The sequence below is a fragment of the Cellvibrio mixtus subsp. mixtus J3-8 genome (genome assembly GCF_000766945.1).
GTDB lineage: Bacteria > Pseudomonadota > Gammaproteobacteria > Pseudomonadales > Cellvibrionaceae > Cellvibrio > Cellvibrio mixtus_A.
The window spans coordinates 611,453-633,914 of record NZ_KN266208.1 but is presented as its reverse complement, the minus strand read 5'-3'; the positions used below and the strand labels follow the sequence as shown (position 1 = coordinate 633,914).

Genomic DNA, 22,462 nt, shown 5'->3' with positions numbered 1-22,462 from the left:
GTGAACAGCATGAGCACTCAATACCAAATGATTGTGGTCGATGATGAAATCGACATTGCCGAAACCCTCGCTGATTATTTTGAGATGCAAGGCTTCGCGGTAAAAATTGCGGTGAATGGCCAGGAGTTAAAAAAAATCCTGCCGGACTTTACGCCGCATATTGTGCTGCTGGATTTAAATATGCCGGGTGAAGACGGTCTAACACTCACGCGCTATTTGCGCGAACACACCCGCGCCGGAATTATTATGGTCACCGCATCGGCGGGGCAGGTGGACATGGTTGTCGGCCTGGAAATGGGCGCAGACGATTACGTCGGCAAGCCATTTGATTTGCGCGCATTGCTAGCTCGTGTGCGCAGCGTATTGCGCCGCACCCAAAATGAATTGCCGGCGAATACCCAACCGGTACAAGATGCGCGCAAAAAAATTGGCAAATGTTTGCTCGACGTTGAAACACGCAAACTCTGGGAAGGTGAAACCGAAATCCCGCTTACCGCCATGGAATACGATTTATTGATGGTCTTCCTCGCCAACCCCAACCGCCCGTTATCGCGCGATTATTTGCTGGAACTCGCCCACAAAACCGACGCTGATCCTTTTGATCGCTCCATCGATAGCCGCATCACGCGCATGCGCAAAAAAATTGAAGTTGATCCGGATAAACCCGCCACCATCAAAACGGTGCGTTCCGTAGGTTATGTCTATATCCCCAATGTCTGACCGCATTGGGGCTTTTCCTCCGCTGACACAATTGACACAAATCTCCTTCCTCGCGGCAAACTTCTGACAATTTGCCCTCGTAATATGGCCACATGAACAAACGACAAGGTTGTCGCGGTTATGGTAAGGAATTGTTCATTTGCTGTTATTTGTTATCGTTTTTTAATTTTTTCTTCGCTTCATGAAGAAGCCGGCGCTCAACCTAACTTACTCATTTTTTTAAATTTAAAAGGAAATTTAAAATGAAATCACTTCATGCTTTTACTCGCTCATTAATCATCGCTTCTGCTGCCTTGGTTTCTGTCTCTGCATCCGCTGTGGATTTTCCGTTGCGCGCCGATGACATCAACCTGAATTACCGTTACACCACAACCAACCATTGGTCCAAAGGGGCCCAAACCGACGGGTTTGATATTCTTGCCCAACGTCATATCGGTAATGGCAAATGGTCTGAGTTCAAAACCGACAATGCTGATACCACACTCAATTCCAGTCGTATTATTTACGGTGCAAAAATCCGTGCGATGGAGGCGGGCACCGTCGTCAACTGTTGGCGTAACTCACCGGAAAACACGCCTGGTTCCAATCACCCAAAAGTAGGTGAAGGCTATATCGCTTATGCGGGAAACTATTTGTATGTGCGTCACGATGACGGTAATTACGCCCTCTACGCCCACGCACAACCCGGTTCAATTCCTACCAGCCTTTGTCCGCATAATGCGGTTTACAATTCCACTGGAAAAGCGGGATACGTTTTAAACAGTGAAGGATGGGTTAGCGGCGGTGCACGCATTACCAAAGGGCAGGTTCTGGGTCTTGTTGGTAATGTCGGTAACTCTGATCGCCCGCACTTGCATGTGCATATGCAAACCTCTGCGGATCAACCGGTCGAAATTAAATTCGATCACGGTCAAACAACACCGTTCACCAACCAAACTGCATCGGTAAATGCCACCTGGACTTTACTGCAAGGTAAAAAACTTCCTGATGGTGAAGTAATGATTTGGGCCCCACACTCAGTGGCTTACTGGACTGTCAATAATATTCCCGATGAGCGCATGCAAGCCTGGTTCAATCACTTTGCAGACTCCGGTGTAATGCCCAATGTTTACGCCTGTACTGACAATGGTCAAATTTATAACACCGGTTGGGTTCCATCGAGCGGTTCATGGCAAGCATTCCACGGTATGACGTTAACTGCGTTCACTAAAAAATCGAACGATCTGGCACAACTGGGTTACACCCGTTACGGCTGGTGGTACTGCGGTTCTGTGTACACCGGAATCTGGCGCAAGTAATTAAATCGCTAACGATTTAAAAAATGGGAAATCATTCAAGAGGATTTGAGCAATGAAAGTAATTAATTTGGTTGGTGTGATTGCGTTGGTTTTGGGGGCTGCCACAGTGAATGCGGGAGTTATCGTGCATGATCTGCGAGTGAAAGAACAGGTAGGCAACTCTAACCCACAGCCCGATCCGCCAGGGAAAAATATTGAAGGGCAGGTTGGTAATTTTAACCCGCAACCCGATCCACCAGGAAAAAACATTATCGTGCAATAACTGCGTTAACTAAAAGCAATCGCCAAGCGCGATTGCTTTTTACTTCTCCAATATCCTGCTAACGATTTCTTATCTCGTAAAGTTGATAAGCCAGCATAATCTGGGATTCAAATGTTCTCATAGCAACACATGCGTTTGAATCTCAGTAGCATGTTCATCCCGAATATATTTTTCAACTCTCTTAACTATTCTCACGATCCCTTAAATTACCAGGGTTTTAGCCATTCTGTTAAAATTAATAATACGTACTTTCAAACGGCATACTCCTTGCTCTTCAAAAAAACTTTCCTGCTCAATACAAATCCCAAAACAACCGCAATGGAGATACTGCAATGACTGCAGTCAAAAAATTTACATTAAAGCAAAGCGATATTTTTGTTCTGCTCGGCGTTCTTCTGATTCTGGTAGGCTTCGCCCCTACATTTTATTTAAAACCGGTTTTCGGTGCAGGCAAACCCTTAACCTCGCTCATATTGGTTCACGGCATAACAATCACCGCCTGGATCGCCGTTTTCCTTTATCAACATTTTGCAGCCAGCAGAGGCTTGCTCGCGCGGCATAAAGAAGTCGGCGTTGCAGGTGCTGCGTTATTCGGCATATACATTGCGCTGTCCTACGTTGTGGTATTAGGCAGAACGGCGGCAGCCGCCAGCGAACCTTCGGGCGTGGCACCGTTAATCCGTTTGGCCTATCCATTCTGGATTATCACTGCAACGCTAATTTTTGGCTTGGCTGCTTTTATTCTGGTTCGTCGCCACCACTGGCATCGCCATTTCCAATTAGCCAGCTTTTTTATTTTGCTCGCACCCGCCACGGCACGTGCACTACGGTTTGTTGTTGAAACAGGCTCTGTTGCTACTTTTGGATCTTTGTTAATTTCTCTCGCACTTTATATTGGTGCAACTGGCTTGAAAGACAAAAGTTCGAGCAAATTTTCCAAGTTGGCACTAGGCATAGTCGGTGGTTATTTACTTGTGATTCTCTTGATATTTTTTAGTGTGAATGCAGCAACGCCCTGGCTTCACTTTGCGTCTGCATTAACGGGATACCCGGTTCCTGAAGTGGTATCTCCGTAAGCTGAGGTGAGTTTACGAACCCCCAACGTTCGAAATATCCAAATACGTAATAATCATAAATATTTGAACACTATTTTTTAGCCAATATGAGCTTTAAAAAATTCTCTTGAAGATATCCAGAAATTTGATTGTTCTATAGGGATTTTGTTGATAGATGAAAAAATTCAAAAAAATATAACGCTGCAAACGGCGCTCGATAATATAAAAAATTCGAGGCAGGTTCGTAATTATCCTTCATTGGGCCTATACGGCCCGACCCAATTTACGAACCAACAACCCAATAAAAGCTAACAGATAAAATGATGGTGGCTCAGGGACTGATGCATGTTGTGGCGAAACATGCATGCTGGAAATATCCATTGTTGCCCACGCTCTATAGGCTTGCCCATCTTTTTCACCTATCGCTAAGGTATAAGGATGAGTAAGGTGAGCTTAATGAAATGATTTCGAAATAATTGTTGAAATGAAAAAGCCCGCCCGTTTACAACAGGTGGGCTTTATATCGTATTGGTGATGTTTTTCGACAAACGAAAGTGATCGTTGCTAAAACCTTCATGTATTGAAAAGCCAACGCCCTTCGGTATTAACAAGTGCTCGCATTTCTGCGAAAACCATAAACAGAAAGCAGGGTTAATAAAGCAGCGAGCAACAACATCAGGCTTCCTGGCTCAGGCACTTCACTCACCGAATTCGCGTCGACACGCAAGGAAAACGGCGAGCCGCCAAGGTCCGTGGTATAACCGTTATAACCCCAAAAATTGATGTTGTAGGCGTACTCAGTTGCTGCCGGTTGAGCTGCATATGACATGATTGCATTGATAGAGCTGTCCTGCGCTTCAAATGCAATCCAATAAGACCCGGCCTCTACTAACCAATCAAGTCCAGAGATCCCATACCATGCGCCTTGAGAATCGGCAGGCATGTAACCACCGCTTGCGCTGTAAACCAAATTATCTGGACCGCTAGCATTGTCATCGTTATACAAGACAATTGAGAAAGCCCCGCCACTTGCAAAATAAGGTTCACTAAATTTGAGATGGGTGTCAATGCTATTGATTTGATACGCTGACGCGAAATTTATTTTGCCTGCAACATATTGATAGTTACCGTTGTTTGACCCCATGAACGCCGACCCATAGCCAGGTTCCGGGGGTTCTCCCGTGTCGATAATTAATCCGGCGTGGGCTGAACACAACAATCCAAACCAACCGCCGATACATAAACACAATCTGAGAAGTACATTTTTCATAGGTAATCCCTCGCTTGAGAAAAAAATATTAGGTTCCTGATTTATTACGAGAACAGAACTAGCACGAACAATATCTATTAACGCTGAAAAAATTTACGCCCGGAGAGCCTAGCATATCGAATGGAGAAACTTCTACGCAGGGTTGAGATGTCCTTCAACGCGTCGAATAGGATTCAACAGCCCGTTGTTACACAGGTGTCGATATTTTTATCAAATTTGTATTCTAACGCGCAGATAAATCCTCACACGACAACCGAGTAACATCAAAAACGGCGTCCCCTCAACATTCCAATCTACCTGCTCTGTGTGCCAAAACGGCCAAAAGCGGTCCTTGAGAATGTTGAATATTATTAATGAGCGCCAAGGTGAACTGCCGGCTTCAGCTAAATACGAACCTTAAGCTGCTACGCGACTATCTATTTTTTGAGGCAGTAGAAAAACCTAAAAGGTGAAAGCTAATTAAATTTCACCTTTTAGATACAACTAAGCAAGAACTATTCTAATCATATAAAAACTTTTAGAGTTTCATATGTGATGATAATCAAAGATAACTAGATCAGATCTTTGGTTAAAACTCAACTGAGCAATATCTTATATGCTATATACATATTAATCGGTCGAGGGAAGTGTATTAAAGCCATCAAGCCCTATGGTAAATCCATTTTCTGCTTCAGAATATGATATTTTTATTATTTTTTCCAAGGAAGACCAAGGGGCAATTGTGCCATAAAGCGCATCCATGTAGCGTGCGCTTGTGTAATTCATAAAATGAAGGTACATAAACTCATGCTCACCATTATCTTTGTTGGTAATAATGCCATCCTTCCAATACCATGTTTCAGAGTGCTTGATCGATTGTCCATGCCATAAGCCTGGCACTAACGGGGTGGAAAATTGTTCTTGAAGATAGACATTTCTATATTTAATACGGAAGGGATTTAATAAGTCTGTAATCCATATAAAAAATCGAAAATATTTTTTTGTAAATCTATTTGGCCTAAGAAAGGCTCTAAAATAATAGTCTTCATCAAAGCGAAAATGGAGTGGTGACTCAAATACCATTTTCCAAGCTGAAAGCTGCCTAAATGAACTACGTATCCATCGCTCGTTTTTGAATAGTGACAAATGTCCTGAGAAACACCATTCATGAGTACTAATTACGTTGTGTTTTAATACAGCATCAGTCAAAAATTTTTGAAGATTTCCATATATTACATCTACGTCTCCATATCCATAAAAATCGTATCCAGCAATTTCGTCCTCCCAAATATAACCAAGCGCTGGCCTGATATCACAGAGCTTGTACTTATTTTCCGGATTGAAATTTATCTTTAATCGTTCACTAACGTGTGCCTTATATGCATCCCAAGACATTTTTGAAAAAATAATATTACTATATTGGTATTGATCGTGTGCACAGTCTGTATGAATAAGCCAAGTGATTGATGGATTGCGGGCACAACTTAAAAAGTATAAGTTAATCCACTCTGGCCATTCTCCACCAAAGTATTCAATTATTATGATAATTTTCTTCATGTTAGTGCGTGTCAATGCAAACTCGCCGCTGGCTAAGTCTATAATTTATAGAGGCCATTCTTGACTTATTTAAAGGAAATATAACCATCAAGAGCGCAGCAATGCTTGCGAAAACCGCGGGAACGATGGTGAATAACCAACACAATCCTTCGATGACGTTAGCATTTTGTGGTTGGTTCGCTGTGTATCCAATCCATGCCAGCCCAATAGGCGCTATGAACCCACCAATTGCAGCTCCTAAGGTGCCTGCAAATAATCCCAGGCTGTTGATTAATGCAGCGGATCTAGAACCAGTCTTAAATTCATTGTAATCAATTACATCTGAATAGATAGCAAAAAATATTGGTGCGCATGCTCCGCCTAAAAACGAATTTAAGAAGTGAAATGTTAAAAGTAGTGCTGTATTTTCGGGATCAACCCAGAAAATTGCTGCGATAAACAACGCGTTTCCCGACATAAAGCAAATAAACAGTCTCTTCTTATCAAATTTTCCTAACAATAACGAGACAAAACAGACACCAATCAAACAACTAATTGTGCCGCCAGCCATAAAGTATTTATCGACGGAGGGAATCTGAATTACATACTTTAGATAGAAAACAGCCAGACCAGATTTAACACTTACAAAGAGCCCAATAAACACACTAGTTGCAATAACTGTCCAGAATGGGCCGGATCGAAATAAAGATTTAATGTCACCCCAAGGGGTAAGAATTGATTCAGGTTGAACCGAGATGCGTTCCTGGGTTGAATAAAATGTCCAATATAAAATTACTGACCCAATTATCGCGTAGAGAATACTTACAGCTAAGAAACCAGATGCTTCGTCGCCATCGCCAAACCAGAGCACTAAATCCTTGGTAAAAAACATTGCCAGGGTGCTAGCACCGAATGCTCCAATAAATCTTGCCGAAGCTAGATTTGCTCGGCTGCTTACATTGGATGTCATTGCACTCATTAAAGCAACATAAGGGACGTTCACGGCAGAGAATGAACTCCAGTAAATGAAGCAAACAGACAATGCATAAACATTTTTTTGCCAATCGGATAAGCCTGGAGGAGCATAAAAAACAAGAATTGAAGAAATTGCTAACGGTAGGATAGAGTAAAGCAACCAAGGTCGATATCGCCCATACTTACTTTGCGTGCGATCAGCTAAAATTCCCATGAGCGGATGATTTACTGTATCCCATATCTTAATAACAAGCATAATAATCGCAATCGAAGCTGGAGCGATGCCGAATACATCTGTGAGGAAATATAATTGGTAGAATCCAAGTAATGTGCCGATGAGAGCAAACGCAGCATCGCCCGCACCATAAGCAACTATTTCGGTTTTCTTGAGTTGGTGATCGGAAGCCATACTGATTATCCAGTTACTACTCGCTTTACAAATTTTTTATTTTTACGAAAATATATGCGAATTTTATTTCGTTTAGATAATACAATGACCCTCTGCGTGCGTATAAATTTTTTAAGTTGTTGGATGCCTTCTTGACTAGCAGAGCTTGTAATCATTATGTCTAACGGTAAGCAAATCGCGCCCTCACTCCATTCATATGGATAAACTGGCAAAACCCAGCCATTAAACAAGCGTTGTGTCGATGCTTTATTGATGCTCGCCCAAGCTATGTAACCAATTGGACGACCCAACTGATCGCGAAATATAGTTAGCTTTTGACTATGCGCAGAATTCCGTAGCGCATTAAGATGAGCAGGATATATACCTAATTGATGTCTCATACGAAACTCAAGAACATCAACTAAGATTTTGGCGTAATCGTTCATTTAATTCCCTATTTACGTATGAGCTCAACTGTCGTCAGAATTCTTAACAAGCCACTTCTAAAACTATAGTTTTGAATTGAGAGCTTTTCGGGTGGAATGCTATTAATTTCAATAATCAGATCTGATGCATAGGTAAAGGTTTTTATTTCGCCGGAGTCCAAACAACTGCAAAAAAAGACTTCTTTAGATTAATCAAATCCTATTGTTAAATTATTGCCCTCGTATAGGCGCATCTTTTGATTATCGGTAGCTTCAAATATCCATTCGCAGGCTGATATAGAATCAGTTATCAGTTTTCCCGAATTAAAAGGATTGTTGTATATGACATCATTAATATAATTTCCCAGCCTGCCTTTATAGAAAAATTCAACAAACAAAGATTTTTTTAGGGATGAGATAGCTAGCACAGTAAACAGATCAAAAAATTGAGTTCGTGACGACTTTGATCTAAAAAAATAATTCTTCGCGATTCTTCCAAATGTCGCTACTGCCACATCAGCACTAAAACCTTTTATATTTCTGAGTTTCAGCAATTTTTCATCAGATGCTTTTTGGTTGGCCAATGATAAAAATAGTGATTCTTGAAGCAAAATTATCGGATCCTCATTGATAATTTTTTCGGGCCAGCGAAGAATTAGTTTTGGATTTGCATGAAGTATCGCTGAGACCTGCGACGAGAAAAGACCTAACACATCGTGCTTCGTTGACTCGTCAAGTCTTTCATTCTGCATAGAAAATAAAGAAATGACATGTCGCTGGAAATGTGCGGACTTTTTTTCGTTGTAGAAATTTATGAGTTCCTTTTCATCCAGAGAAATATCATTATATTTAGTGAAGTTATGGATGAACTCTTGGAGTATTGAAATTACAGCATTTGATTCTTCGAAGAATGGAGGGCATCCTCCTACATTTTGACCACCGTTAATGAAACTTGCATTTGTTAGATCTATCCATCTTCCATCGAAACATAGATTTGACGGATAAATTCCTCCGTGCGTAATTCTGAATACTTTTGTATAAGAAAATTGGTCAGCGCAATTATTAAGGAATTCTTTCAAATAACCAACGCAAGCATCGATGCTTCCTAGCTGGTTGAATAGCGATAAGTTTGCCAGTTTAGTTCGAACCACATCAGGACTTAACCGGATCGATAAATTTTCATTCTCAACAAAAAATTGAGATCTAAAAAAATGCCCTGGTCTCAGGCAAATTTCACGAACCAAAAGCGCCCCCCACCCAAGCTCCTCAGCACTAGGGTTATTCTCGTCGAATTTATTGTATGCGCCATGCTCAGAAGTAAATATTACGCCGATTATTTTAGCTACTCCGACAGGGAGTAGCTTGGATAAAATAGAACCATAAATGGTTTCATAAACTGCATCTCGTGCATTCAACCCGCCATAGGAATAAAATTTTTTAGTAGAGCCTACTAATGGATTTTTGCCGATCCCCTTTATTTGAAACCCATTTAGATTGCCGCATCGGCCGCCGCCACCATTTTCCGCTATACCCTCTCCTCCATATCTCTCTGCATCCAGCATCAACTTCATTTCTTCCAATGACTCTAGCTGCGAAAAGCACTTATCTTGGTTTTCGGTTGCGACATAGGAAAATTTTTCTGAGAAGTCTTTGTATGGATTGTTGCTTTGAGTGTTTACATATTCTGTGTTAATCCATATAGCATCAGGACATTTAATATGTCTGGCTTCAAATTGCACCAATACTGCATCAATATCATATACATCTACCATACAAAAAAACTTCCAAGAGATTGTGCCGCGCAGGATGGAGGAGTGCCTTAAAAATGAGGACGTCGTTTCAAATGAGATTTAATAAGTGAATTGTATTTCGTGATTAATTGGGGGAATCTTTTATTTATTCTATGGTGATATTTAGTTGCAAGTTACTGAGCTCTTATTTTGATAAGAAAAATGCGGCCTCCCCGCATGGAGAGGCTGCATACTAATTAACCTGCGAAAATTGTCACTGTGCCATATGAACCACAACCCATGCATACGGATTGATAGTAACCTGGATTTGTGCCGGGATTTGGTGTGTAACCAGGCCCAGCATAATAACCACTACCGCCCCCACCACCATTTGAGGTTACCGAATTTTGGCAGGTTACTTGCCCGCTGGAATTTTTTTCATAGTTAATAGTTTTCCCCGTACCGTATCCGCTACCGGTATTTATTACCACAAAATTCCCGTTAGCAAGATATCCCAATGTTGCGAAAGTACTACCATTTGTGATGGTAACTGTGTCATTGGGGGCCCAACTTCTCACTAGCGTCGGATTAACATTACTCTTGAGGAAAGACATCATCTCCCCACCCATATCCAAATCTAATATTGAGCAGCTTTTGCAAAGATAGTTACCTCTGTTTTTTTCGCTCGGATCAGTTCTATTCCCTCAGGCTTGTAGATCTGCTGGAATATAGGATATTGCAGCAGCGGTCATCACTGCTAAAACATTAGCCTTCATTATTATCTCCTTGATTTTAGTTAGTTAATATTCTCGTAAAACTAGTCTACACAGAATTCGTTATATAGTTTTTCTGCTTGCACGACTGCTGAATCAATTTTGAAAGAATCCAGCGTGTCAGAAACTGTGGAAGGGTTCATCTGCTCACCATCAGAATATTTTCTCGACATAATCAAGTTATATGCATATAGGTGAGCGAGTTTGGAGCTTTCAGTAATTGGATCGTCTGTATACCAAGTGTTGCCGTACTCAAATCTATCTGCATGGGCAAGCACTTCAAAGGCTTTTGGTTCACATTTGCTTCTAGCTTCAACAAGCTTGTCTCCCATTTCAAACCTATAGCTGGATTTTTTCTCCTCGCTCCAGGAATCAAAATCCTCAGGTTTATAAAATGCTGCTAACATCGTTTTAGCTAAAGGATTCCCTATATCGGAAGATTTGCGCAGGAATTTCTCTACACTGCTATTCGGATAATTTTCCTTGAGCGTTTTACACATTAGGTAGTGATCTTCTGCTCTTTTGATGCTTGCTTGAGTCTCACCATTATTTTCTGCATTTTCCAGAGAAACGAACTCAAACATTTGTTTCATGTCATCCAGTTCTTTTTGGTCTTTGGGAGCAGAATTACAGTAGGAAAATGCTTTTCCAAGCATAAGGTTTATTTTTCCTGTTGGATCGTCGTTCTGCTTATCAAAATTTTTTTCGACAAAATCCAAAACTTGCCCTTGAGGCACATACGTATCGCGTGAAGCTTCTCTGTATGAAGGCAGGGTGATTGCTGACGAAGAAGTTGAAGCTTCTTGTTCGTGTTCTTTTTCCGGCACGCTGTCTTCAATCTCAGGCTCAATCTGATCGCTCTCTTGATAAGAAAGCTGAGTATCAGCGCTAGCGCCATCAGGGTTTTTTTTTTGAAGCGATGAATAGAAGAAATACGAGCATACAGCCAAAACCATAATGGCAATTATTGATAGCGTTCTCTTTGTCATTTTTCAATGCAGCCTAGGATGAATCGGGGATAGTTATTTTATCGTTTTTTTAGATATAGGCATTTTGATCATGCTGTATTCGTCATTATTTTTTGACAAACAACAGTATGCGAGATGGATATATTCATTATTATGCCTTCCGTTAGCTATTTGATCTAAAACTCAAGGATAAGATTATTTCTATCCTTGATAATATATATGTATATTAATCATATAGTCAATATAAATACTTATGTGACAAATGTTGCGGTGTTGATGATGTGCGAGGTTGTGATCCTGGGTCTATTTACCGAATTGTAGTAATTGTGAACTGAGGTTTGAGCAATAAATCATTCACTTTGTGGTGAACACTTGAAGAGTTTATTTTAGAGCTTTACACATAGTTATACTAATTGCCAAAGTCGCTGACTTTAAATTTTGATCATGTGAAGAGTGTAAACAAGCACACTCATGCCAAGGTCCGCTTGGGCACTTTGCAGACCTTTAAAGCTGTTTGCATTCGTAAACTCCCAGCAACTTACGCTTACAAAAAAACATTTGAGTATTAGAAATCAATTAAAAAAAATCGCCCCATTTCTACATATAAAAAGAAATAGAAAAAATCTAATACCTGGCATTGGGCGCTGCCGTCGACGCGACAAAAACCAAGTAAAGACCATAGCGGCATTCAGTGGCAGTATGAATTACAACCCATTACTGCACTTCCGTTGACCCGCGCTGCGGTAAAAACGTTGTTGTTTGAAGTTAATGAGCGCGTGAAATTACCGCAGTGGGCAATTAATAGTGTTGCGCGGGTGATAGACAGGATTGATGTGCATCTTAAGAAACAGTTGTCGATGTAGAAAAATATAGGCGGCTACAAAGCCGCCTAACAGTTATGGTATGCAACGCACTGAAATCCGCGCGAAAGTTTCCGGCATCCATTTAAGGCATTAATTTAATGATGGCTCCGATGGGAAGCCGCGTTACTGTATCAATGCGACGGTGCTGGATTTTATTCCTCGATAAATAACTTTGCTTCAACCTTGTTACATCAGGGTTGAAGCAAACTCTTGATCCATATATTTTCTTTTCTGGTAAACAATTCGCGCAAATGCAACCTGCTTTCAGCAAACGTCAGGAACTCAATTGATAGTGGCTTAATTCTATAGCCACCCCAGGTGGGTGGTTTGCGTACATCCTTATCAATAAATTGTTCCGATATGGTTTGCAGGCGCGTTTGCAATTCTTCTTGTGCCATTAGCGGTTGGCTTTGCTGAAATGCAGTGGTGATTAACTGTGCACTACGTTTTCTGGTCTTCCAGATTTCTACTGCCTCTGCATCATCAATGGTTTTTGCTTCGCCAATCACTCTTACCTGATAACCTATGTGGTCCCACCATAAGGTCATTGCTACTTTTGGATTTTGCTCGATGTGTTTTCCTTTGGCAGAGTCGAGATAGGAGCAAAAGACAAAACCATTTTCATCAACCGATTTTAAATCTACAAACCTGCCCGAGGGAAAACCATGCTCATCGATTGTTGAAATACAAATGGCGCTTTTTTGTTGCAACGGGGAATTTGATATTGCTTTATTCCACCAGCTTTGAAATTTTTCTATTGGATTTTCCATGCATTAAATTTCTCGGGAACGGGATAATCGGATCGCCAGTAATACCGCATAATCGCAATTGGCAGGCCGTAACCCCATCAGGATTGCGGCTTTTTCTTATGCTTGTTGATAGCTAATAAAAATTAGTGTTTCCATATCGATAAAATTTATATATTGAATGTATGGCGACATTCAATTAGCCCGCTGGCGCTCAACTCCCTACTCTGTACTCAACGAAATACATCAAACCACCCAAGTCTTTAACCACAAGCACTTAACCACAGACCTCAGGAGTCCACACATGGCTACTATCAATTCGGAAATCAAACCTTTTAACGCTCAGGCTTACCATCAAGGCAAATTTGTTCCTGTTAGCGATGCTGACCTGAAAGGCAAATGGTCCGTTGTTTTCTTCTACCCGGCTGACTTTACCTTTGTTTGCCCCACTGAATTGGGTGATCTCGCTGATAACTATGCCGAATTCCAAAAGCTGGGCGTAGAGATTTACTCGGTATCGACTGATACCCATTTCACCCACAAAGCCTGGCATGACAGCTCTGAAACCATCGGCAAGATCCAGTACCCGATGATCGGCGACCCAACCGGCACTATCACCCGTAATTTCGGGGTGATGATTGAATCTGAAGGCCTGGCTGAGCGAGGTACTTTTGTGATCGATCCAGAGGGCAAGATCCAGATTATCGAAGTCAACGCCGGCGGAATTGGTCGCGATGCCTCTGAACTGCTGCGCAAAGTGAAAGCGGCGCAATACGTCGCAAATCATCCTGGCGAAGTGTGCCCGGCGAAGTGGAAAGAAGGTGAGGCAACATTGGCGCCTTCATTGGATCTGGTTGGAAAAATCTAAATCCCCCAAGCAACTGTTTAGTAATCCCTCCCAGCCTCCCTTTATAAAGGGAGGAGCTTGGTTCTTCTCATGAGTCGAGAGATGCGAGGCTCCCCTCTTTGAAACGGGGTGCGTAGCTAAAAGGGGCTGGGGGGAGATTAAAATCTTACGGAGCACACACCATGTTAGATACCGCGATCAAAGGCCAACTCAAAGCCTATTTGGAAAAACTGCAACGACCTATCGAACTGGTGGCCAGCCTGGATGGGAGTGCAAAAGCACAGGAATTAAAAAATCTCCTGCAAGAAATTTCTACACTGTCTGACAAAGTTAGTGTCAGTGAACAAGGTAATTCGAATTATCGCCCCTCTTTTTCTGTTGCTGCTCGGGGCGAACCTGCACGGATTGAATTTGCGGGCATTCCCATGGGGCATGAGTTTACTTCGCTGGTGTTAGCTCTATTGCAAACGGGTGGCCATCCGCCGAAAGTGGATGCAAAAACCATCGAACAAATTAAAGCGATTGAGGGCAGATTTCATTTTGAAGTGTTTGTCTCGCTCTCATGCCACAACTGCCCGGATGTTGTGCAAGCGGTAAATTTGCTCGCTGCACTTAATCCGAATTTTTCTGCAACCATGATTGATGGCGCTCTCTTCCAGAGCGAAGTAGATAAGCGTCAAATCATGGCAGTTCCCAGCATTTATTTAAATGGTGAGCATTTTGGTCAGGGCCGTATAAGCCTGGAAGAAATTATTGGCAAAATCGATACGGGTGCCGCTGAGCGCGATGCAAAACTGCTCAGTGAAAAAGCTCCATTTGATGTATTGGTTATTGGCGGTGGCCCCGCCGGTGCTGCGGCCGCAATTTATTCGGCGCGCAAAGGTATTCGCACCGGTGTAGTGGCTGAACGTTTTGGTGGCCAGGTAATGGATACTGTCGGGATCGAAAATTTTATTTCAGTAAAAGCCACTGAAGGTCCGAAACTTGCCGTAGCACTTGAACAACACGTTAAAGAATATGATGTCGATGTTATTAATTTGCAAAAAGCCAGCGACGTTATTCCTGGTGATAATCCCGGTGATTTGGTAGAGGTAAAACTGGCGAGTGGCGCCTCCTTGAAAAGTAAAAGTGTGATTCTCGCAACCGGCGCGCGCTGGAGGGAAATGAATGTGCCCGGCGAAAAAGAATATCGCGGCAAAGGCGTTGCTTACTGTCCGCATTGCGATGGCCCTTTGTTTAAAGGTAAACGCGTAGCGGTAATTGGTGGCGGTAATTCAGGTGTAGAAGCTGCGATTGATTTAGCTGGAATCGTTGCTCATGTAACATTAATTGAGTTTGATTCAAAATTGCGCGCTGATGCGGTATTGCAACGCAAGTTATTCAGCTTGCCTAACGTTACCGTGATCACTGAAGCCTTAACCTCGGAAGTGGTTGGTGATGGTCAAAAGGTCACTGCATTGAAATACAAAAGCCGCAATACCGATGAGGTTGCAACTGTAGAGTTGGAAGGTATTTTTGTGCAAATCGGTTTGCTACCTAATACTGATTTCCTGAAAGGCGTTGTGCAGTTGACTAATCGCGGTGAAATTGAAATTAATCCACGCGGTGAAACGTCAGTACCGGGTGTATTTGCGGCGGGTGATTGTACCAACGTGCCTTACAAGCAAATCATTATTGCGATGGGGGCGGGCGCGACGGCATCTTTGGGGGCATTTGATTATTTGATTCGCTCCGGTGCGTCGCAGTAATTGCAAAATATCTCATACGTAAATACAAATAAGTGCAGATCTTTAATGAAAAAAACTGCACTTATTTTTTTCAACAATTGGACTCACGCGGCTTTTGACTTGTGCTGTGCCAGTGCCGTGCGGCGAGCGTTGGCTTTACGTAACAAACGCTGTAATTGGATTATTCCTTCGGGCCATTCGCCTAAATTGGATGCACTGTTAATGTGACCAACATTTTTAAAACGTAAATAATCGGCACCCCACAGCAATGCCCAATAAGCTGCTTTAGCTTCGGTTAACCAGGGGTCATTACTACTCGCAATAATTTGCGCTGATACCCGCAGTGGATGCTGCGGCAATTGCGATGCGATTTGAAATTTATCCGGATCAGCTGGAGCGACCAAAAATAATGCGGCAATTTTTTCTGGAAATTCCTCGGCAATACTTGCGCTTGCCAAGGTGCCAAAACTGTGGGCAATAATGACAACGGGCTGGTCAATATTTTGCAATTGTTCGCGAATGCCTTGTTTCCATTTTTCCAGGTCAGGCGTATCCCAATCGGTGAGTTCAATACGCTTGCTGTTGGGAAGTTTTCCTTCCCACAAACTTTGCCAGTGATGTTCATCGCTATTGCGCAGGCCAGGCACGATCAATACCGGTTGGTCGCGCAATGATTGAGGGAAAAAAGAATTAACACTGGACATGCTGCTATCTCCACAAGTTGATGAGTGCAGCTTAGGGATTTTTCCCGGGGTTGAAAAAGAATTGTTTTTTCTTTGCTTATATCGAAATTGCGCTTATATCTTAGTTCGGTTAGATCAAGATCATTTGGATAGTCGATGTGTTGTTATTAGAGCTGCGTAAATGCGAGCGCAATTCCGGCAATAACTAATGCTCCACCAGAGATGCGGTTAAACCAGCGTTGATGGCCGGGGGATTTCAACCAATGCATAATCGCGCTGCCACCAAGGGCGTAAATCGCCATCCATAGTAAGTCTGTGGCCAGGAAAATTACCGTTAACAAGGTAAATTGGGCGGGCATGGGCTGGCGTATATCAATAAATTGCGGAAAGAGTGCGCCGAAATAAATCAGGCCTTTGGGATTGGTGACTGCGACTAACAGAGACTTCCAGAATAAATGACTGCTGCGGATATCCGGTACTTCGCTTTGCAAATCGTGCGGGTTGGCAATGAACAAATCGATGCCGAGATACACCAGGTACGCTGCGCCTATCCATTTAATGGTGTGGAAAATCCATTCGGCTTCCTCTACCAATAATCCCAGCCCGATGGCGGAAAGTAACATCAACACCAGGTTTCCAGTACTGGCGCCGAACATGGTGAAGATGGATTTGGCAAAGCCAAAGCGACCGGCATCGGCCATGCACGACAACATTACCGGCCCCGGGCTGGCGGAAACAATGAAGGTCAGGGTGATAAACAGCCAGAGTTGTTCGGGCGACATGGTGTAAGGGAATTTAAGCAAGCCAGTGAGTGCGTCGCCTCCAGTGTAACAGAGCCGCCGGCAGCGGCGTTAAAGTCTCCTATACTCAAGCGATTAAGGCTGGTTAATTCAAAGGTGTGTGTCATGGTATGTAACAGTATTTCCAATGCGATTCCGGCATTAGAGGGGTTGCAGGCGGGGTTGGATCAGGCGTATTGGGAGGCAAATAGCCTGGATCGGAAAGATTTTTTTTATGATTTGATCAGTGCACTTCACGCGGAACTCGCCGAGTTAGGCAAGTTAAGCGTGCAAGACCACGATTTATTGTATGAACCTGTCACCGAAGAGTTTCGTGCGGCGCGCCCAAAACTGGGTCGGTTGCTGAAGTTGATCGATGATTTTGCCTTGCGCTCCACCACGGCAACAAGGTTGGATCAGCTCATTAATGAAGTCTTAGTGCTGATTGGCCGCAACGCCTAGCGTTATAGCCTTTTCTAATCAGGAGTCGCGGGTTATCGCCAAATAATTTAAACATTGTCATATAAAAACTGGCAGCGATTGAAAATTGAACAATACTAAAACTACCGGTAACGGTTTCTCCCTGTGAGCTGACGATAGCATGTTGAGATTGGTCCGCTTATCAATTTAGGGAGGTTAGGATGGTTACCGTTGGGTTTTTTCTCTTAGCCCAGTTTGGAACTCCCCTTTATTTGTAATCTAGTATGGTCTTGGCCGGCATCGTTTTGGTGTCGGCTTTTTTTTTGAGGCTAGAAAAGTATGTGTTATTTTCAGGGCCTGTTCTTTGAATGAGTGTTGGTGACAATAATGAAAAAAATTGCGCTTATGACCCTGCTATTTACTGTTGGTTTTCCCGCGTACGCAGATTCTTGCCTGGACAAGGAAAAATTAATTGCCCTTGATCAGCATTATGAAACTGCAATACAACAGGCGGATGTGAAGTTTTTAGGGAAATTGCTTGCCGATGAATTTTATTGGGTGCACAACCTTGCGAGCCTTAAGGAAAATAAAACCCAATTGCTAACGCGAATTCAAAAAGAAGAAAAACCCAAAGCGCGTCGCTCACATGATCTGAGTGTGCGCCAGTTGCAGAATACAGCGGTCGTGGAAGGTTTAAGCAGTGTGGAAAAATGGAATGTCGATGGCAAAACATTTCGCACGTCGCGCTATCAGGTAACACGCACCTATGTTGATGTTAATGGTGAGTGCAGGTTGTTGGCGATTCAAAGCATGAAGGTTTGGTCGAGTGACGGGAAATGATTTTTGGTGCACAGTAGTCGTTGAAACAAAATCATGGATTAAAAATACCGCTGCCATTGCAGCGGTATTTTTTGCACAGGATATTAATTAAAAATATTATCGTCACCCGGAAATGTTCCGGATTTAACATCGGCGACATATTTCTGCATTGCGCCGGGAATATCGTTGGCTTCTAATAAAAAATTTTTGGAAAACTTTGGTGGTTGTTCCGTCAGGCCGAGAATATCGTTGATTACCAATACTTGCGCATCGGTATCGCGACCTGCACCAATACCGATGGTGGGGATTGCAATTTCGCGCGTGATTTTTGCCCCCAAAGATGCTGGCACACATTCCAGCACTAATAAATCTGCACCGGCTTCAGCGAGTAATTTTGCATCGGTGAGAATTTTTTCTGCACCCTCCTGATCGCGGCCCTGTACGCGAAAACCACCAAATTTATTAACAGATTGTGGCGTTAACCCCAGGTGCGCACAAACTGGCACTCCACGCTCAGCGAGCATGCGCACGGTGTCTGCCAACCAGGCGCCGCCTTCCAGTTTTACCATGTGCGCACCGGCTTGCATGATGCGCATACAGTTGCGCATGGCATCTTCCGGTGTTGCATAGGTCATGAATGGTAAATCGCCAATAACCAGTGATTTTTTATTGCCGCGCGCAACTGCTTCCACGTGATAAATCATTTGTTCCATAGTGACTGGAATGGTGCTGTCGTAACCCAGGACAGTCATTCCCAATGAATCGCCAATCAATACCACTTCAACACCACAGCGTTGTGCCATCGCCGCCATGTGTGCATCGTAAAGTGAAATAACGACAAATTTTTCGCCGTTACTTTTTAATTTATGCAGGGTATTGATGGTGACACTTTTGGTGAGTGCAGTGTCTGCGGTGGAGGTACTGTTGATTATTCCGTAGGGCATGGCAGTTCTCTCTCGATAAGACGGTTGCAATAAAAATGACCGCGCTAAAAAGTCAGTCGCGCTGAAAATCAATGCGCATTAAACAATGGATATTCTTAAAGCGCTGGCACGGGATTGTAATAATGGCGGCCGCTTTTAATAGTAAGAATATATTCCACCAGTTGTTTGAAATGATCGCGATTTTTTGCCAGGTTTAGATCCTTGGCATTCACAATCAATAAAGGCGCTCCATCGTAAAAATGGAAGAATTCTGTGTAGGCGTCATTTAGCGCTTTTAAATAATCAGCACTGATATGCTGTTCGGCGCTAATGCCACGTTGGCGAATGCGATCAAGTAAAACATCAAGCGGTGCTTGCAAATAGATTACCAGATCCGGTTGTGGTGCATTGATGACTAACTTGTCATAAACCTGGCGATAGATATTCAATTCGTCGTCGTCAAGCGTAACGCGCGCAAAGAGCTGGTCTTTTTCAATTAAAAAATCGGCCACACGCACAGGCTCAAAAATATCGCCCTGCTTCAGGTTTTGCAATTGGTTGGCGCGCTGGAATAAAAAGAATAATTGGGTGGGAAGGGCGGTGGATTTTGGATCGCGATAAAAGCGCTCCAGGAAGGGATTTTCTTCCGGTTGCTCCAATAACATGTCGTAATTAAACAGGCGGGCGATGTTGCGCGCGAGAGTGGTTTTACCCACGCCGATACAACCTTCTACCGCGATATAGCGCGGTAATTTGATGTTGGTGAGATCAAGGCCCAGTTCTTCAAATACAGCGTCCACATTAACTCCTTGCGCCGGCTAATGGCTTCCTGACAAGCGCACCAGGCCTTCAAACGGGCAAAGGTGAAGCAAGGCTTGCAGTGATTGGCCATCCGGTAGTTGTAAATTCGGGTCGATATCTGCCAGCGGATAGAGTACGAAAGCGCGCCGGGTTAGATAAGGGTGGGGAACACTGAGGCGCGGATGCTGGATGGTTTCGTCCCCGTAGAGTAAGAGGTCCAGGTCCAGTGTGCGCGGTCCCCAATGCTGCAGGCGGACGCGCCTGTGGGCGTGTTCCAATGCTTGCAGCGCGTCCAGTAAATCCAATGGCGTGAGGCCGGTTTCGATACGTGCCACGGCATTGATGTAGTCCGGTTGCTCCGGCCCTATCGCACGACTCTGGTAAAGCGCAGAGCGCGCGATCAAGCGGGTATGTGGCAGAGTACCCAGCTCATCAAACGCACGCTTAACCTGATCGAGGGGGGCTTCCAGATTGCTACCCAGACCTATGTAGGCCGGCACCATCAGTTATTCGTTCCCGCTATGAGGTGCATCGGTCTTGGGCTTGCGTGGCCCACGGCGGCGACGTGGTTTATTGCCAGCCCTGGGGCCGCCTTGTTTGGCCAGGTCTTTGACCATGCGCTCGCGGTCTTCATCGCTTGCAGTTTGGTAATTGGTCCACCATACGCCTAAACCATCCAGTGATTCCCCGGCAGCTTCGCGCATTAACAGGAAATCATAGGCGGCGCGAAAACGGGGGTGATCGAGTGTGCGTAAAGCGCGCAAGCCGAGGCGATTGGGCAAACGTTGCTGCAAATCCCAAATCTCGCGCATCGGAATCAGGAAGCGTTTGGGAACAGCGGTGCGAGTGAGCTGCTGGTTAATTACGTTAGTGCCTGCTTGCGCCCAAGCCTGGGCCGGAGTCATTTGGCCTGACAACAGCGTGAATTGCTGTTGTAACGCTGGCCAGAGCAAGGCTGCGTAGATAAACGCTGGCGTCACTGTTTTATCGGCCCGGATACGTTTATCAGTGTTAATCATGCAGTGTTCAATCAGGTTTGCACCGAGGCTATCACCCGCTTTGAGTGCGGTATCTGTGCCGGGCAAGAGATGCAAAAGTAGATCGTACTCGCGCAATAAATTAAAGGTCGCAGTGGCCGACCCCCCCAAAAACAACTTGAGCACTTCCTCAAACAAACGGGCGTCTGACACATTCAACAATAAGCTGCCCAGGTCGCGAATCGGTTTTGCGGTTTTAGGCTCGATTGTAAACCCTAGCTTGGCTGCAAAGCGCAGTGCGCGAAGTATGCGTACCGGATCTTCCTTGTAGCGTGTAGCAGGGTCGCCAATCATGCGCAGAGTGCGGTTTTTAAGGTCTTCCATTCCCTTGCAATAATCGATCACTGAAAAATCTTTCAGCGTGTAATAGAGAGCGTTAACGGTGAAATCGCGACGCATGGCATCGGTTTCCAAAGTGCCATAAACGTTGTCGCGCAAGAGCATGCCATCTTCGCTACGTGCTGCATGCTGGGTGCTGTCATCATGGTGACCGCGGAAGGTTGTGACTTCGATTACCTCGCGCCCCATCCGCACATGAACGATCTGGAAGCGGCGCCCGACAATTCGGGCGCTGCGAAACAGGCGCTTTACTTCTTCGGGTTTGGCGTTGGTCGCGACATCGAAATCTTTGGGGTGATTGCCGAGCAATAAGTCGCGCACACCACCGCCCACCAGATAGGCGGCAAAACCGGCTTCTTCCAATTGTTTAATGATTTTTATCGCTGCCTGACTGATATTTTTGCGCGAGATATTGTGTTGGTCGCGCGGGATGTAAATCGCGCCATCAATGGTGCGCTGGCCGGAAATTTTGCCGGAGTCCTTTGATGTGAAGAGGTTGAGCAAGCGTTTGAGCATGGTGTCTCGCTGGTGATTAGGCAGTCAGTTGCACGAAAGCGGCGAGTTTAGCAGATGATCGGGGTTTTTTACGACAGTGCAGCAGTTTTGGGAATTTGTCGCGTAAAAGCTTGTCTCAATGTTCAGCGGCGTTGAACCCTCTGAAAAGCAAAACGGGAAAGCTCACGCTTTCCCGCTGGAGGGTAGCACCAAGGTGCTGCATTCTGGCATCTCAATGGGTTGCCTCCATGGCAAACATCCGATCTCGCGTGCTATCCCATCCTGTGCCTAGTCAGTAGTCCGCTTTATTTTACTGTCTTATTGCTCTTGTCTTCTAGCGTGGTCAATCTAAGTTATTGTTTTCGTTATTGTTATATACATTCTGTTGTTATTATTTCTTGTTGTTATGTTCTATTTTTTTCAGTTCTTATTATTTCTTGTTGTTATTCGCTTGTTTCAGTTTCTTATTGTCTATTGTTGTTATTTTTAAGTTTTTACGTTTTTTATTATTTGTTGTTGTTATTAGATTTTGTTAATTAATTCTTATTGTTTGTTTTTGTTATGGCCGACATAGAGCAGGTGTTGTGCCAGTTTTTAAAAGTCT

At 43.8% G+C, this 22,462-nt stretch carries 21 protein-coding genes; 8 read left to right on the top strand and 13 right to left on the bottom strand.

All coding sequences use genetic code 11. From position 1 onward, the window contains the following. Window positions 1-9: 9 nt before the first annotated feature. From A596_RS13240 to A596_RS13225, 4 genes are all read left to right on the top strand, one after another. Entirely contained in the window at window positions 10-720 is a 711-nt protein-coding gene (locus tag A596_RS13240; protein ID WP_039915685.1) for a response regulator, read from the top strand. Window positions 721-962: 242 nt separating this feature from the next. Continuing rightward, the gene (locus A596_RS13235) at window positions 963-2,018 is read left to right on the top strand and encodes a M23 family metallopeptidase (protein WP_039915391.1); all 1,056 of its coding nucleotides are present in this window, start codon (window positions 963-965) and stop codon (window positions 2,016-2,018) included. 52 nt (window positions 2,019-2,070) lie between these two features. Then, window positions 2,071-2,280 (top strand): hypothetical protein, encoded by a 210-nt coding sequence (locus A596_RS13230; protein WP_039915390.1) that lies wholly within the window; start codon window positions 2,071-2,073, stop codon window positions 2,278-2,280. A 332-nt stretch (window positions 2,281-2,612) separates the two neighbouring features. Next, complete coding sequence (locus tag A596_RS13225) at window positions 2,613-3,356, top strand: hypothetical protein (RefSeq protein WP_039915389.1); 744 nt, start codon at window positions 2,613-2,615, stop codon at window positions 3,354-3,356. A 583-nt stretch (window positions 3,357-3,939) separates the two neighbouring features. Here the strand turns inward: A596_RS13225 and A596_RS13220 are convergent. The 7 genes from A596_RS13220 to A596_RS13185 all read right to left on the bottom strand — a co-directional run bounded on the left by A596_RS13220 (window position 3,940) and on the right by A596_RS13185 (window position 13,012). Continuing rightward, entirely contained in the window at window positions 3,940-4,605 is a 666-nt protein-coding gene (locus tag A596_RS13220; protein ID WP_039915387.1) for a PEP-CTERM sorting domain-containing protein, read from the bottom strand. A 609-nt stretch (window positions 4,606-5,214) separates the two neighbouring features. Beyond that, window positions 5,215-6,141: a DUF6625 family protein gene (locus A596_RS13215; RefSeq protein ID WP_039915386.1), complete on the bottom strand. Its 927-nt coding sequence runs from the start codon at window positions 6,139-6,141 to the stop codon at window positions 5,215-5,217. 1 nt (window position 6,142) lies between these two features. Further along, a complete protein-coding gene (locus A596_RS13210; protein WP_039915384.1) occupies window positions 6,143-7,504 on the bottom strand; it encodes an MFS transporter in 1,362 nt (453 codons plus the stop codon). A 5-nt stretch (window positions 7,505-7,509) separates the two neighbouring features. Next, complete coding sequence (locus A596_RS13205) at window positions 7,510-7,929, bottom strand: hypothetical protein (RefSeq protein ID WP_039915383.1); 420 nt, start codon at window positions 7,927-7,929, stop codon at window positions 7,510-7,512. Window positions 7,930-8,117: 188 nt separating this feature from the next. Then, window positions 8,118-9,680, bottom strand: a complete 1,563-nt coding sequence (locus A596_RS13200; RefSeq protein WP_039915382.1) for a hypothetical protein — start codon at window positions 9,678-9,680, stop codon at window positions 8,118-8,120. A gap of 775 nt (window positions 9,681-10,455) precedes the next feature. Next, window positions 10,456-11,400, bottom strand: coding sequence for a hypothetical protein (locus A596_RS13190; protein WP_039915380.1), 945 nt, complete (start codon window positions 11,398-11,400; stop codon window positions 10,456-10,458). Between the two features lie 1,033 nt (window positions 11,401-12,433). Further along, window positions 12,434-13,012 carry a pyridoxine/pyridoxamine 5'-phosphate oxidase gene (locus A596_RS13185; protein WP_039915379.1) on the bottom strand — a complete coding sequence of 193 codons (579 nt, stop codon included), beginning with the start codon at window positions 13,010-13,012 and terminating at the stop codon, window positions 12,434-12,436. A 280-nt stretch (window positions 13,013-13,292) separates the two neighbouring features. Here A596_RS13185 and ahpC point away from each other — a divergent pair, with 280 nt between their 5' ends. Further along, window positions 13,293-13,856: an alkyl hydroperoxide reductase subunit C gene (gene ahpC / locus A596_RS13180; RefSeq protein WP_039915377.1), complete on the top strand. Its 564-nt coding sequence runs from the start codon at window positions 13,293-13,295 to the stop codon at window positions 13,854-13,856. 161 nt (window positions 13,857-14,017) lie between these two features. Then, window positions 14,018-15,583, top strand: a complete 1,566-nt coding sequence (ahpF, locus tag A596_RS13175; protein WP_039915374.1) for an alkyl hydroperoxide reductase subunit F — start codon at window positions 14,018-14,020, stop codon at window positions 15,581-15,583. Between the two features lie 83 nt (window positions 15,584-15,666). On the opposite strand, the gene A596_RS13170 is transcribed toward ahpF, so the two are convergent. Both A596_RS13170 and A596_RS13165 read right to left on the bottom strand, forming a co-directional pair. Next, a complete protein-coding gene (locus A596_RS13170) occupies window positions 15,667-16,266 on the bottom strand; it encodes an RBBP9/YdeN family alpha/beta hydrolase (RefSeq protein WP_084128299.1) in 600 nt (199 codons plus the stop codon). A gap of 146 nt (window positions 16,267-16,412) precedes the next feature. After that, window positions 16,413-17,048 carry a LysE family translocator gene (locus tag A596_RS13165; RefSeq protein ID WP_235425722.1) on the bottom strand — a complete coding sequence of 212 codons (636 nt, stop codon included), beginning with the start codon at window positions 17,046-17,048 and terminating at the stop codon, window positions 16,413-16,415. A 102-nt stretch (window positions 17,049-17,150) separates the two neighbouring features. On the opposite strand from A596_RS13165, the gene A596_RS13160 reads away from it, so the two are divergent. Both A596_RS13160 and A596_RS13155 read left to right on the top strand, forming a co-directional pair. Further along, entirely contained in the window at window positions 17,151-17,486 is a 336-nt protein-coding gene (locus A596_RS13160; protein WP_039915369.1) for a hypothetical protein, read from the top strand. A 345-nt stretch (window positions 17,487-17,831) separates the two neighbouring features. Then, window positions 17,832-18,284 carry a nuclear transport factor 2 family protein gene (locus tag A596_RS13155; protein ID WP_039915367.1) on the top strand — a complete coding sequence of 151 codons (453 nt, stop codon included), beginning with the start codon at window positions 17,832-17,834 and terminating at the stop codon, window positions 18,282-18,284. 83 nt (window positions 18,285-18,367) lie between these two features. Here A596_RS13155 and panB read toward each other — a convergent pair whose 3' ends face one another. The 4 genes from panB to pcnB form a co-directional block, all read right to left on the bottom strand. Beyond that, window positions 18,368-19,207, bottom strand: a complete 840-nt coding sequence (gene panB, locus A596_RS13150; RefSeq protein WP_039915365.1) for a 3-methyl-2-oxobutanoate hydroxymethyltransferase — start codon at window positions 19,205-19,207, stop codon at window positions 18,368-18,370. Between the two features lie 95 nt (window positions 19,208-19,302). Beyond that, window positions 19,303-19,986 (bottom strand): deoxynucleoside kinase, encoded by a 684-nt coding sequence (locus A596_RS13145; RefSeq protein ID WP_039915364.1) that lies wholly within the window; start codon window positions 19,984-19,986, stop codon window positions 19,303-19,305. Window positions 19,987-20,004: 18 nt separating this feature from the next. Next, window positions 20,005-20,490: a 2-amino-4-hydroxy-6-hydroxymethyldihydropteridine diphosphokinase gene (gene folK / locus A596_RS13140; protein ID WP_039915362.1), complete on the bottom strand. Its 486-nt coding sequence runs from the start codon at window positions 20,488-20,490 to the stop codon at window positions 20,005-20,007. Between the two features lie 3 nt (window positions 20,491-20,493). Beyond that, window positions 20,494-21,879, bottom strand: a complete 1,386-nt coding sequence (gene pcnB / locus A596_RS13135; protein ID WP_039915361.1) for a polynucleotide adenylyltransferase PcnB — start codon at window positions 21,877-21,879, stop codon at window positions 20,494-20,496. Window positions 21,880-22,462 lie beyond the last annotated feature (583 nt).